We start from the raw sequence: 13,040 nt of genomic DNA, 5'->3' as shown, positions 1-13,040 counted from the left end.
ACGCCCACCGCGGCTCCGGCCGCGGTCCGACCGGTACCGTCCCCCGTCGCCCGCCCCGCGAGGTCCCCCCCGTTCGCGGGGCCGGGCGACGGCCAGTCACCACGTCACCAAGCCGAGGGGGCCGCATGGAGGCAGAGGCACGCCGCGCCCGCGCCCGCGGTGGCGGGCTCGTCGCCCTCGCCGCCTGCATCGGCGTCTGGCTCATCGGCAGCGGCTCGGGCGAGCCCGTCCGGCCGCCGCTGCCCTCACCCGGCGAGGCGCTGAGCGCCCAGGCCCGTTTCCCCGGGGCCATCGCCGCGCTCCCCGGTTCCCCGCCCACCCGGATCCGGATCCCGTCCATCCGGGTGGACGCCCCGCTCACCGGGCTGGGGTTGCAGGCCGACGGCAGTCTCGAAGTACCGCCGCCCGCCCGCCGCGACCTCGCGGGCTGGTACCGCGAGGGCACCACCCCGGGCGCCACCGGCACGGCCGTGGTCGCCGGGCACGTGGACGACGCGGCCGGGCCCGCGGTCTTCTACCACCTCGGCGCACTGCGCCGGGGGGCTCAGATCGAGATCGCCCGCGCTGACGGACGTACGGCGGTGTTCACCGTCCACGCGGTGGAGGTCTACGACGCCAAGGCCTTCCCCGACTCCCGCGTGTACGGGTCGTCGCCGCGCGCCGAGCTCCGCGTCATCACCTGCGGCGGGGGCTTCTCCCCGCGCACCGGCTACCAGGGCAACGTGGTCGTCTTCGCCCACCTGACGGGCACCTACTAGACCGTCCGGCCGGTGCGGACGACCGCCTGGTCGCCGTGGGGTCCGAACAGGTGCAGGATCTCCACCACCTCGCCTTCGGCGGGGCCGAACCAGTGGGGTTCACCGGTGTCGAACTCGGCGACCTCGCCGGGGCGCAGGGTGAGGCTCCGCTCGCCGATGACGAGGTGGAGCTCGCCGGCGAGCACGTAGAGCCATTCGTATCCGGCGTGGGTCACCCGTTTCGGCTCCCGGTACGCGAGCACCTGCTTGAACACCCGGACCCGGCCCGGGTACGTCGTCAGGGGGACCAGGACGCTCCCGTCCCGGCGGCGGGGCTTCAGGTGGACGCGCGCGTCACCGGTGGCCGGGGCGGCCACGAGCTGGTCCAGGGCCACGCGGTGGGCCCGCGCGAGCGGGATGAGCAGTTCGAGCGCGGGACGCCGTTTGCCCGACTCCAGGCGGGAGAGCGTGCTCACGGAAATCCCCGTGGCCCGTGCGAGCGCCTCCAGGGTGAGGCCGCGCTCGCGCCGCAGCGCCCGCAGGCGCGGGCCGATGGCGTCGAGGGTCCGCGCGAGCTCGGCCGGTTCCGCGGGTCCGGGGGGTTCACCGGCTCCGGGGGTCTCGGCGGATTCGGGGGTCTCGGCGGATTCGGCGTCCCTGTTCATGGGCCCATTTTGCGGTATCGGCAAATTTCCTGGTCCGCCGTCACCGCCCGGTCCGAGCATGGGCCGACATCCGAAGCCGGCGGCCGACAGGCCGTCGCGGACCGAAGGCGGACCCATGACCACGACGATCCCGGCAGGGGCGGCAGCGGGGCCCGGGCCCCTCCTCGGCGCGCGCCGCCGGTGGACGGTACTGGCCGTCTGCGCGCTGAGCATGTTCCTCATCGGAGTGGACACCACCATCGTCAACGTGGGGCTGCCCGCGATCGGACGGGGTCTGGAGGCGGGCACCCGCGGTCTGGAATGGGTCGTGGACGCCTACACCGTGGTCCTGGCCAGCCTCCTCATCGCCTCCGGCGCCCTCGCGGACCGCTTCGGACGCCGTCGCGTGTTCCGGTGCGGGCTGGCCGTCTTCGGACTCGCCTCCCTCGCCTGCGCCCTGGCCCCGTCGCTCGGTTTCCTCGTCGCGGCGCGGGCCGTCCAGGGGGTCGGGGCCTCGATGCTGAGCCCGGTGGCCCTGGCGATCGTGGTCAACGCGATGCCCGACCCGCGGGAGCGGGCCCGGGCCATCGGCACATGGGCCTCCGTCTTCGGACTGAGCATGGCCGCGGGCCCGGTCGTCGGCGGGGCCCTCATCGGGGCCTTCGGCTGGCGGTCGGTGTTCTGGATCAACGCCCCGGTGGTCGCCGGCACGCTCGTCCTGGTCTCGGTGTTCGTGCCGGAGTCCCGCGGTCAGCGCGCCCGGCGGCTGGATCCGCCCGGCCAGCTGCTCCTGACGACGGCCCTGTGCGTCTCGGTCGGCGTCCTCATCGAAGGCCCCGGCATCGGCTGGACCTCCCCCGCGGCCCTGGCCTGCTACGGCGTCGTCGCGGCGGCGGCGACGGCCTTCGTCCGGGTCGAGCTCCGCCGGTCCGAGCCCCTGATCGACCTCGGGCTGTTCCGGCGGCCGCCCTTCGCCTCGGCGGTACTGGGCGCGGTGGCGGTGTTCGCCGCGCTGAGCGTGGGCCTGCTGCTCACCACCCTGTACCTGCAGGACGCCCGCGGCTGGACCCCGCTCGAGGCCGGTGCGGCGACCCTGCCCATGGCGCTCGGGGCGACGGTGTGCGCTCCGTGGTCCGGCAGCCTGACGGGGCGCCTCGGACCGCGGCGTCCGCTGCTCCTCGCGGGCGGCTTCACCGCGGCGGGCGGGCTCTGCATGCTGGACCTGGGCCCCGACACCGCTGTGCCGCTGCTCCTGTCGGCCCAGCTGCTCATCGGCATCGGGTTCGGCTTCGCCAACGCCCCGCTCACCCACACCGCGGTCGGCGGACTGCCGCCGTCCCGCGCCGGTGTGGCCGGGGCCGTCACCTCCACCGCCCGCCAGGTCGGATCGGCGGTCGGCATCGCCGTCGCGGGGGCCCTGGCCGCGGACGCCGGCCCGGACGGCCTCGCCCGGGCGTCCCGGCCGGGCTGGCTGCTCGTGACGGCCTGCGGACTGTTCCTCTTCGTGGTGGCCCGGGCCTCCGTGGTCCGGCCGGATCCGAAAGGGACGGCTTAGGCGTTGCCCGGGCGGGCCTGTCGGGCCGGGCACCTCGGCGGTCTATGCGGGAAACGCGTACCAGCGGCGGTGGACGTACGGCTCGACGCACAGGACCGCGGCGCCCGCCACGGCTCCCACCAGGAGCGAGGTCCAGCCGCCCCCGGCCACGAGCGCACCGGCGCAGGCTCCGGCCACGACCAGCGGCCGGGCCAGCGTCAGCGGGCCGAGCCCGACGACCATGGCGAGGGTGCTCGCCCGGTACGGCAGCGCGAAGTAGGCGGCGAGCGAGAGCCCGACGGCGAGGGCGTAGGCCCCGAGCGGGACGAGGAAGCCGGTCCCACCGTCGGCGAGGGCCCCGTACGCCCGGTCGGTGTCCTCGGCGAGCAGCAGGACGGAGCCCGCCGCGAGGGCGGGCGCCAGCAGCAGGACGGAGCCGACCGCCAGCCCGCGCAGGGAGGCGCGCAGGACGGCACGGTGCTTGCGGATCCGGGCGTCCCGGCCGGCGTAGGCACGGAAGCCGCTGAACGCCGCGTCCACGAGGCCGAGGACGGCGAGGGGCAGGACCGGGTTCATCGCGCGGCCCCGGACCCGGAGGCGGAGGCGGACCAGGACGCGGCGTCGTGCCTCGGTGGTCCGCCGCGGGTCAGGTCCTCCGCGCCCACGAGCCTGCGGGAGGCGCGGCCGAGGGCCTGGCGCAGCGGGTCCTCCAAGTAGGGGCGGATGCCGAGGACCGGGCGCAGGGTGGTGCAGAAGGGGTTGGACAGGCCCCGGGGCTCGTAGAGCAGCGCCCGGATGCCCGGTACGGTCGCGGCGTGCAGCAGGGTTTCGTCCGAGTGGGCGCGCCGGGCGGAGACGACCCCGTCGTGGCGGCCGAGCGGATGGCGCATCCGGGCGCGGTGGAACATCCAGGCGCCCACGGGTGCCAGCCGGGTGGCGGCGATGTCGAAGTGGCAGAAGGCCAGTGCCTGGGAGTCGGCCTGCGCCTCGAAGAACTCCGCGAGCGCGGGGCCGCGGAAGTGGTGGAGCAGCCCGGTGGAGACGTAGACGGTGGCGACTTCCGGGAGGTCGAAGGCATTGCCGTGGACGAACCGGCAGTCGAGACCCTCGGCGCGGGCCAGCCGGTCGGCCTCGGCGACGAGGGCGGCGTCGAGGTCGACGCCGATCAGCTCGACGTTCGGGCCGAGGGCTCCGGTGGACGCCAGCCAGCGGACGAGGTAGCCGAGCCCTGATCCGATGTCGACCAGGCGGAACCGGCCCCGGCGGCCCGCGATCTCACGGATGGCCTCGAACAGCGGGTCCAGTACGTGCACCAGCCGTTCCCCGATGCGCAGTTCCTCGCTGAGCCGCTGCAGCTCGGTGTGGACGCCGATCATCAGCCGGTCCACGGCGAGCGGGTCGAGCACGTCGTCCGGGCCGGCCGGCAGCCCGGCGACGATCCGGGCCGCGCGCGGATCCCCCGCCTCGTCGAGCCGGCGGACCACGTCACCCCGGCGCACCGGCAGTCGCGCCCCGCTGAGCGGATCGGTGACGGTGATCAGGTCGGATATCTCAAGGTGGGGCACGTCGGCAACTTTATCCCGCCGCCGCGGCCCTGCCCATGCGCGTCCCAGGTCAGCCCCACTGTTCGAAACCCAGCTTCAGCACCAGGCCGCCGACGACCGTCAGGAGCACTCCGCGGACGAAACCGCTGCCCTTCTTCAGTGCCATCCGGGCGCCGATCATGCCGCCCGCCAGGTTGAACACGGCCATCAGCGCCGCCAGTTGCCACAGCACCATGCCCTGGTAGGCGAACATCGCGAGCGCCCCGCCGTTGGTGCAGACGTTGACGATCTTCGCCGTGGCGGAGGCGGTGACCAGGTCGAGGTGGAGCAGGGCCGTCAGGGCCAGCACCAGGAAGGTGCCGGTGCCGGGGCCGATGAACCCGTCGTAGAAGCCGATGCCGAGCCCGGCCAGGGCGATGGTGAGCAGGACGCGCCGACGGCTGACGGGGGCGGCTCCGGGAGCGACTCCGAAGCCGGGGCGGAAGAGGACGAAGGCCGCGACGACCACCAGGACCACCATGATCAGCGGGCGCAGCGCGTCCTTGCTGATGCCGCCGGCCAGGGCGGCCCCGCCCATCGAGCCGGCGAGTGCGGCCAGGCCGATGCGGACGGCGAGCTTCACGTCCACCGAGGTCTTGCGCAGGTACGACACGGCCGCGCCCGAGGTCCCCACGATGGACACGGCCTTGTTGGTGCCGAGGACGGTGGCGGGATGGGCGTGCGGCAGGCCGAGCAGCAGGGCGGGCAGGAGCAGCAGGCCGCCGCCGCCCACGACGGCGTCGATCCAGCCGGCCGCGGCGGCGGCCACGCACAGCATGATGATCATGGTTGTCGATATGTCAGGCACGGCCCGACCCTATGGAGCGGTTGGGTGCAGCGGCCATCAATCCCCGGAAACTTGCGCAAAGGTTGAGCTTCGGCCGGCCGGAACCCGGTCCGGGGCCACGGGAGCCGACGGATCCACCGCCGCCGTCAGCACGCTCGCCGCCAGCACACTGGCCAGCCCGAGCCCGGCCGCCAGCCGCCGGGCGGGCGGTACGGCTCCCAGCGCGGCCAGCACCGCCCGAGCCGGGGAACTACGGGGCCTGCGGTGCCGTGCCGCGGCCGCGGGAGCGGACGGCGGACCCTGCGGCCGGTCCGGCGCTCGAAGACCGACCCCGAACCCAGCCAAACCCAGCCCCTCCGGCGCTTGGAGACCAACCCCGAGCCCAGCCAAATCCAGCCCGTCCGGCGTTTGAGGACCGGGGTCCGGGGCGGAGCCCCGGGGAACGGGCGAAGGGCGGGTAGGGGACGAACCCCGCGCAGCGGCAAGTGACACGGGCAGGGCGACGTGCAGCGGGTGACGCACGGGGCGGCGACCTCTCGGGGAGGGGGACGGGGCGGAGCGGGGCGGAGACGGAATCGGGCCCGGCCTCAGAGCCCGAAGCACTCGGCGTGGATCCGCCCCGCCGGCACCCCGGCCCGCAGCAGCGCGGACTGGGTCGCGTCCGCCATCCCGGGCGGCCCGCACAGGTACACGTCGTGCTCGGCCAGCTCCGGGACCAGCGCGGCCAGCGCCTGCGGGGCCAGCGGGTCGAAGGCGGCGCCCGACGGCCCGAGCAGGTAGTGCAGCCCGGCCTGCCGTTCGGCGGCGATGGCCTCGAGTTCGGAGCGCAGGACGAGGTGCTCCTCGGCGCCCGCCCGGTAGAGCAGGGTGATGTCCCCCGGCCCGCCCGGCAGGGTCTCGAACAGCGCCCTCATCGGGGTGATCCCGACCCCGCCGGCGATCAGCAGCACCTTGGTCCGGGTCCGCCGGGCGGCGGTGAGCGCCCCGAAGGGGCCGGTGGCGAGGACCCGGGTGCCGGGGCGCAGCCGGCGGATCCGGCGGGAGTGGCCGCCGAGGGCCTTCACGGTGATGCGCAGGGTGTTCCCGCGGACCGGCGCCGACAGCGAGAACGGCAGCGCGGTGTGCCACAGCCGCCGCTGGAGGAACCGCCAGCGCAGGAACTGCCCCGGCTCCGCGCGCAGTTCCGCGAGGTGCTCCCCGTAGACGAGGACGGAGACCACCCCGGGACCCTCCACGCGGACCTCGGCGACGCGCAGCGCGTGCCGCAGGGCCTGGCGTACGGGGACCACGGCGCGGTACCAGAGCAGCAGGACGGCGACCACCGCGTGGGCGAGGGCCCAGAACCAGGCGACGGGACCCAGGTCGGGCCCGGCGAGCTGGTGCCCGAAGGCGAGGGCGGCGGCGAGGTACACCAGGAGGTGGACCCCCCGCCAGGTTTCGTGGCTGACCCGGCGGCGTACGGAGCGGGCGGAGGTGATGCCGACGGCGACCAGGAGGGCGGTCCCGATCGCCGCGGCGGCCAGGGCCGGATATCCGAGCAGCTCCCGGACCGCCGAGAGCACGTCGACCCCCTCGTGCACGGCGTAGCCGCAGAGCGCGAAGAGCGCGTGCCCGAAACAGAGCAGCAGGACGTGGCGGCCGCCCAGCGCGTGCCAGCGGGCGATCCGGGCCGCGCCCACCCCGTGCTCGACGGCGGGGACCCGGGCCATGAGGAACAGCAGGACGAGCACCCCGTACCCGGCGAGCAGGCCGGACAAGTGCGCGGCGGTGGCGAACAGCGCGTCGAGCCGGGCCGAGGGCCGCACCTGGGCGGCCCACAGCAGGGCCATGATCCCCGCCCCGCCGAGCATCCCGCCCTTGACCCGAACCGCCATGTCTCGCTCTCGCATACGGCCACGCTACGGGCGGTCCGGCGGGCTCCCCGGCCCTCCCGGTGATCCTTAAGGCGGCCTTGAGGGACGCCTCACTGAGGCTTAACCCGCACGCTGAGGTCGGCGTTCCGTCGGGGAAACAGTGGCGATGTCGTGGGGAAACAGCAGCCGCGCACTCTCGTGTCATGACCTCGGAACAGCAACGCGTGGTGGTGATCGGCGGCGGCCTCGCCGGCCTGCGGCTCGCCGCCCGGCTGGGCGGGGACGTACGCGTCCTCGGCGAGGAGGCGCACGCCCCCTACAACCGGGTCCTCCTCGCGGAGGTCCTGGCCGGCCGGTACGCACCGGAGGTGACCTCCCTCCCCGCCCCCGGTCCGGCGCTGCGCCGGGGCGTGCGGGCGGTACGGATCGACCGGGCGGAGCAGGTGGTGCACTGCGACGACGGCACGGTCGAGCCGTACGGCACCCTCGTCCTGGCCACGGGATCGAACCCGGTCCTCCCTCCGCTGCGCGGCCTCTTCGAACCCGAAGGGCGGGAACTCCCCGCCGGAGTCCACGCGTTCCGCACCATGGACGACTGCCTGGCCCTGTCGGCGGCCGTACGTCCCGGCGTGCGAGCGGTGGTGATCGGCGGCGGCCTCCTCGGCGTCTCGGCGGCCCGCGCCCTGGCCGAGCGGGGCGCCCAGGTCGTCCTGGCCCAGCAGGGCGAGCGCCTCATGGAACGCCAACTCGACGCGGAAGCCTCGGAGCTCCTGCGCACCCACCTGACCGACCTGGGCGTGGAAATCCACACGGAATGCCGCGTCCGGGGCCTCTCCACGACGGCCGAGGCCCCGCCGGCGGGGGCCTGGACGGGCCCCGTGCCCGCGGTGGCCTCGAGTCCGACGCCGCCCCTGCGGGCAACCCGGCCGCACCCTGCCGGCGGCATCAGCCCGAATCCAGCCCCACCGGCGTTCGAGGAGCGGGTCCGGGCAGAGCCCGGAGCGCCCGGCAGGGCCGCCGCTCCCGAAGCCCCCGCCCGGCGGCCGGGCGCCACCCCCACCCAGGGGCCCCGCCGGGTCACCGGCGTGGACCTCGCCGTCGGCTACCGCCTCGACGCCGACCTCGTCGTCCTCGCCTGCGGCGTCCGCCCCCGCACGGGCCTCGCCCAGGCCGCCGGCCTCGACGTCCGCACCGGCATCCTCGTCGACGACGAGCTCCGCACCAGCGACCCCCGCATCCACGCCGTCGGCGACTGCGCCGAGCACGCGGGCCGGGTGTACGGCCTGGCCGGCCCCGCCCTGGAACAGGCCGACGCCCTCGCCGGCGTCCTCCTCGGGACCGGCGGGGGACTCGCCGCGGACCCCGCCTACGGCGGAACCCGCGCCCTGACCCGCCTCACCCTCACCGCCGGCGGCGACCGGCCCCTCGACCTCGCCGCCTTCGGCGAGACCACCCCGCTCCCCGGCGACGACGTGGTCCGGCTCACCGACGCCACCCGCCGCACCTACCGCAAGGTCGTCGTCCGCGGCGACCGCCTCGTCGGCGGGGTCCTGCTCGGCGAACTCTCCAGCGTGGGCGCCCTCGCCCGCAGCTGGGAGGACGGCGCCCCCCTCACCGACCAGCACGGTCTGATCGACCTGCACCACCTGCTCACCGACGACGGAGGCTCCTGATCATGGCCGCAGCCACGCCCCAGCCCGCTCCGGGCACCGCCCAGGCCACCGCCCAGGCCATCGCCACGACCCCCGGTATCCGTCCCGCCCTCGTGCTCATCGGCCACGGCATGGTCGGCCAGCGCTACCTGGAGGCGCTCGCCGAACTCGGCGCCACCGCCACGCACCGGATCACCGTGCTCTGCGAGGAGCCCCGCCCCGCCTACGACCGCGTGCACCTGACCTCGTACTTCTCCGGCAGCACCCCCGAGGACCTCTCCCTCACCCCCGCCTCCTTCATGGAGGAGCACGGGATCACCCTGCACCTCGACGACCCCGCCGAGACCATCGACCGCGAGGCCCGCACCGTCACCTCCCGCACGGGGCAGGTGTTCCCGTACGACGTGCTCGTGCTCGCGACCGGCAGCTACCCCTTCGTGCCGCCCGTCCCCGGCAAGGACGCCCCGGGCTGTTTCGTCTACCGCACCATCGAGGACCTCCTCGCGATCGAGGAGTACGCCAAGACCCGGACCACCGGCGCCGTGGTCGGCGGCGGCCTGCTCGGGCTGGAGGCCGCCGGCGCGCTCCAGGGCCTCGGACTCACGTCCAGCATCGTGGAGTTCGCGCCCCGCCTGATGCCCGTCCAGGTCGACGAGGGCGGCGGCGCGGCCCTGCTCCGCACGATCCAGAACATGGGGCTCACCGTCCACACGGGCGTCGGCACCCAGGAGGTCCTCACCGGCGAGGACGGCGCGGTCAGCGGCATGAAGCTGTCCGACGGCTCCACCGTCGCCACCGACCTGGTCGTCTTCTCCGCCGGTGTCCGCCCCCGCGACCAGCTGGCCCGCGAGAGCGGCCTGACCGTCGGCGAACGCGGAGGCATCTCCGTCGACGCCCGCTGCCGCACCTCCGACCCGCACGTCTACGCCATCGGGGAGTGCGCGCTCGCCTCCGACGGCCGCGTGTACGGGCTCGTCGCCCCCGGCTACGAGATGGCGGAGACGGCCGCGGCCGACCTGCTGGGCCGGGAGAAGGAGTTCACCGGCGCCGACCTCTCCACCAAGCTCAAGCTCCTCGGCGTGGACGTGGCCTCCTTCGGCGACGCCCACGGCGCCACCGCCGGCAGCCTCGACGTCGTCTACTCCGACTCCCGCTCCGGCGTCTACAAGAAGGTGGTCGTCTCCGCCGAAGGCGTCCTGCTCGGCGGCGTCCTGGTCGGCGACGCCGACTCCTACGGTCTGCTGCGCCCGCTCACCGGCTCCGTACCGCCCGTCACCCCCGAGCAGCTGGTGCTGCCGGCCGGTGCCGGCGCGCCCGTCGCCCTCGGCCCCTCCTCGCTGCCCGACAGCGCGGTGATCTGTTCCTGCCACAACGTCACCAAGAAGGCGATCACCGCCCACAGCACGGTGCCCGAGGTCAAGAAGTGCACCAAGGCCGGCACCGGCTGCGGCAGCTGCCTCAAGGTGATCGGCCAGCTGATGCCGCCCGCCGCCGACAAAGGGCTCTGCGACTGCTTCCCCTTCACCCGCGCCGAGCTCTACGAGATCGTCCGCACCCTGCAGGTGACCTCGTACGAGCGGCTCCTCGACAGCCACGGCCGCGAGGAGGCGCGCGGCGGCGAGGGCTGCGAGGTCTGCAAGCCCACCGTCGGTTCGATCATCGCCTCCCTCGCTCCCACCCTCGGCGCGAGCGGCTACGTCCTCGACGGGGAGCAGGCCGCCCTCCAGGACACCAACGACCACTTCCTCGCCAACATGCAGCGCAACGGCTCGTACTCGGTCGTCCCGCGCATCCCGGGCGGCGAGATCACCCCCGACAAGCTCATCGTGATCGGCGAGGTGGCCCGCGACTTCGGTCTCTACACGAAGATCACCGGCGGGCAGCGCATCGACCTCTTCGGCGCCGCCATCGACCAGCTCCCCCTCATCTGGGCCCGGCTCGTCGAGGCCGGGTTCGAGTCCGGGCACGCGTACGGCAAGGCCCTGCGGACGGTGAAGTCCTGCGTGGGCCAGACCTGGTGCCGCTACGGGGTCCAGGACTCCGTACGGATGGCCATCGACCTGGAGCTGCGCTACCGCGGCCTGCGCGCCCCGCACAAGCTCAAGTCGGCGGTCTCCGGCTGCGCCCGCGAGTGCGCCGAGGCGCAGAGCAAGGACTTCGGGATCATCGCGACGGCGAGCGGCTGGAACCTCTACGTCGGCGGCAACGGCGGCGCCACTCCGCGCCACGCCGACCTGCTGGCACAGGACCTGTCCGACGCCGAACTGGTCCGGCTCATCGACCGGTTCCTGATGTTCTACATCCGCACCGCCGACCGGCTGGAGCGGACCTCCACCTGGCTGGACCGGCTGGAGGGCGGCCTGGAGCACCTGCGGGACGTGATCGTGCGCGATTCGCTCGGGCTGTGCGCGGAGCTGGAGTCGCTGATGGCCGACCACGTGGCGCACTACCGCGACGAGTGGGCCGAGACCCTGGACGACCCGGAGCGGCTTCGCCGGTTCGTGTCCTTCGTCAACGCCCCCGGCGCACCCGACCCGAGCGTGAAGTTCGTCCCCGAACGCGGTCAGGTCAAGCCCGACCTGACCGTCCTCACCCTGGAACCCCTGGGAGGCACCCGATGACCGTGGAACTGCAGGTGACGGAGGGTTGGCTCACCGTGTGCGAGCTGTCGGCGCTGATCCCCGGGCGCGGGGTGGCGGCGCTGCTGCCCGACGGGAGCCAGGCCGCCGTGTTCGTCGACCGCGCGGGACGCCCGTACGCCATCGCCAACCGGGACCCCTTCACCGGGGCGCAGGTGCTCTCGCGCGGGCTGGTCGGTTCGGCCGCGGGACGGCTCTTCGTGGCCTCGCCGCTGCTCAAGCAGCGCTTCGACCTGGAGTCGGGGCACTGTCTGGACGACGAGGAGGTGACGGTCCGGACGTACCCGGTACGGACCGCCGCGACCTCCCCGGCCTCCGTCTGATCAGCCCTGGACGATCGCCGGGTCCATCCACATGATCTCCCAGGTGTGGCCCTCGAGGTCGTCGAAGGCCCGGCCGTACATGACGCCGTGGTCCTGGGCGGGGCGGGGCTCGGTGGCGCCGGCCGCCAGGGCCCCGTCGACGAACTCGTCGACGGCGGTGCGGCTCTCGGCGCTCAGACAGAGCAGCACCTCGGAGGTGGTGGTGGCGTCCGCGATGGACTTGTGGGTGAAGTCCTTGTACCGGGCCTCGGTCAGGAACATGGCCACGATCGAGTCGGTGATGGGCATCGAGGCGCAGTTCTCGTCGGTGAACTGGGCGTTGAAGGTGTAACCGAGCTTGCCCCAGAAGGTCTTGGTGGCCTCGAGGTCCTTGACCGGCAGGTTGACGAAGATCATGGTGGAGGACATCGCGGTCTCTCTTCTCTCGGTGCGTCGGCGTTGCTTTCGAGAGGTAGACCGCGGGGCCCCGGGGAACTCATCGCTCCCGGCGAAGTTTTTCGGATTTTTTCGACGAGGGACGAACTCGCAGGTCAGGCAGGGTCAGGTGGGCCGGACAGGTCAGGCGAACGAGCGCAGTTCCAGGGCCGCCAGCGGTACGAAGCCCAGCCCGTCGGCGCTCTCCATCGAGGCACCGGCGCCGGCCAGCCGCTTGTGCAGGGTCAGCGCGATCCGCTCGCCCTGGGCCTTGGCCCGCTCGGCGTTCGGCCCGCGGTGCAGTCCGTCGATCGTGGCCCGCCACAGCTGCACCCAGCGGCCGAAGTCCTCGGCGGTCATCTCGCGGGCCGACTGGAGGGCCGCGTGCGGGGCGAAGGCGTTGCGCCGGTAGTCGGCACTGCGGAAGAGGGCCCGCTCCCAGAAGTCGGTGATCCGGGGCAGGTGCACGTCGAGGTCGGTGCCGGCGATCTCGGTGAAGAAGGGCCCGATCCGCGGGTCGGCGAAGGCCGCCGTGTAGAAGCGGCGCAGCACGACGTCGAGGTCGGCGCGGCCGGCGATGTCGGAGTCGGCGGTCCCGGCGTTCGCGGTGTCGGCGGTGTCGGCGGTGTCGGCGGTGTCGGCGGTGTCGGCAGCGGTGTGGCTCATCACCCCACCATCCTCCCGCACCACTCCCCTCCCCAGGGCAGAAAGTCCTGCATTACGCCGTCCCGGACGCTTCGATACCGCTTCGGCGCCTCTCGGCTGCATCTCCGGTCGCTCTCCGACCGCTCTCCACTTCCTCTCCGATTCTTCGGGAAATCCCCCCGGGAGGATTGACCTCGCGCCGGTCGCTCCCGCGTCATATGGAATTGAC

The 13,040-nt window shown here is 74.1% G+C and carries 12 protein-coding genes; 5 read left to right on the top strand and 7 right to left on the bottom strand.

All coding sequences use genetic code 11. The annotated features are described in order from the left end of the window. Positions 1–125: 125 nt before the first annotated feature. Complete coding sequence (locus tag ACFYM0_RS14250; protein ID WP_327252655.1) at positions 126–758, top strand: class F sortase; 633 nt, start codon at positions 126–128, stop codon at positions 756–758. On the opposite strand, the gene ACFYM0_RS14245 is transcribed toward ACFYM0_RS14250, so the two are convergent. Then, complete coding sequence (locus ACFYM0_RS14245; protein ID WP_388500672.1) at positions 755–1,402, bottom strand: helix-turn-helix domain-containing protein; 648 nt, start codon at positions 1,400–1,402, stop codon at positions 755–757. The genes ACFYM0_RS14250 and ACFYM0_RS14245 overlap by 4 nt on opposite strands. Positions 1,403–1,517: 115 nt before the next feature. Between ACFYM0_RS14245 and ACFYM0_RS14240 the strand changes: the two genes are divergently transcribed. Continuing rightward, positions 1,518–2,936 carry an MFS transporter gene (locus tag ACFYM0_RS14240; RefSeq protein WP_388500670.1) on the top strand — a complete coding sequence of 473 codons (1,419 nt, stop codon included), beginning with the start codon at positions 1,518–1,520 and terminating at the stop codon, positions 2,934–2,936. Between the two features lie 42 nt (positions 2,937–2,978). Here ACFYM0_RS14240 and ACFYM0_RS14235 read toward each other — a convergent pair whose 3' ends face one another. The 4 genes from ACFYM0_RS14235 to ACFYM0_RS14220 form a co-directional block, all read right to left on the bottom strand. Next, complete coding sequence (locus ACFYM0_RS14235; protein ID WP_388500668.1) at positions 2,979–3,491, bottom strand: hypothetical protein; 513 nt, start codon at positions 3,489–3,491, stop codon at positions 2,979–2,981. Beyond that, the gene (locus tag ACFYM0_RS14230) at positions 3,488–4,480 is read right to left on the bottom strand and encodes a class I SAM-dependent methyltransferase (protein ID WP_388500666.1); all 993 of its coding nucleotides are present in this window, start codon (positions 4,478–4,480) and stop codon (positions 3,488–3,490) included. The genes ACFYM0_RS14235 and ACFYM0_RS14230 overlap by 4 nt, the downstream gene beginning before the upstream one ends. Before the next feature lie 49 nt (positions 4,481–4,529). Further along, entirely contained in the window at positions 4,530–5,306 is a 777-nt protein-coding gene (locus ACFYM0_RS14225) for a sulfite exporter TauE/SafE family protein (protein WP_388500664.1), read from the bottom strand. A gap of 566 nt (positions 5,307–5,872) precedes the next feature. After that, the gene (locus ACFYM0_RS14220; protein WP_388500663.1) at positions 5,873–7,174 is read right to left on the bottom strand and encodes a ferric reductase-like transmembrane domain-containing protein; all 1,302 of its coding nucleotides are present in this window, start codon (positions 7,172–7,174) and stop codon (positions 5,873–5,875) included. A gap of 167 nt (positions 7,175–7,341) precedes the next feature. Here ACFYM0_RS14220 and ACFYM0_RS14215 point away from each other — a divergent pair, with 167 nt between their 5' ends. From ACFYM0_RS14215 to nirD, 3 genes are all read left to right on the top strand, one after another. Next, a complete protein-coding gene (locus ACFYM0_RS14215) occupies positions 7,342–8,811 on the top strand; it encodes an NAD(P)/FAD-dependent oxidoreductase (RefSeq protein ID WP_388500661.1) in 1,470 nt (489 codons plus the stop codon). 110 nt (positions 8,812–8,921) lie between these two features. Further along, positions 8,922–11,411, top strand: coding sequence for a nitrite reductase large subunit NirB (gene nirB / locus ACFYM0_RS14210; protein ID WP_388500980.1), 2,490 nt, complete (start codon positions 8,922–8,924; stop codon positions 11,409–11,411). Then, on the top strand, positions 11,408–11,752 hold the full coding sequence (gene nirD, locus ACFYM0_RS14205) for a nitrite reductase small subunit NirD (protein ID WP_388500659.1): 345 nt from the start codon (positions 11,408–11,410) through the stop codon (positions 11,750–11,752). Before nirB ends, nirD begins: the two co-directional genes overlap by 4 nt. Here nirD and ACFYM0_RS14200 read toward each other — a convergent pair whose 3' ends face one another. Together ACFYM0_RS14200 and ACFYM0_RS14195 are read right to left on the bottom strand one after the other, a co-directional pair. After that, the gene (locus ACFYM0_RS14200) at positions 11,753–12,160 is read right to left on the bottom strand and encodes a VOC family protein (RefSeq protein WP_388500657.1); all 408 of its coding nucleotides are present in this window, start codon (positions 12,158–12,160) and stop codon (positions 11,753–11,755) included. Positions 12,161–12,310: 150 nt separating this feature from the next. Next, positions 12,311–12,832: a group III truncated hemoglobin gene (locus ACFYM0_RS14195; protein ID WP_388500654.1), complete on the bottom strand. Its 522-nt coding sequence runs from the start codon at positions 12,830–12,832 to the stop codon at positions 12,311–12,313. Positions 12,833–13,040 lie beyond the last annotated feature (208 nt).

Origin of the sequence: Streptomyces sp. NPDC006487, from assembly GCF_042870555.1 — a bacterium.
GTDB lineage: Bacteria > Actinomycetota > Actinomycetes > Streptomycetales > Streptomycetaceae > Streptomyces.
Note: the sequence above shows the minus strand (reverse complement) of the source record. Positions and strands in the feature narration are given on the sequence as shown.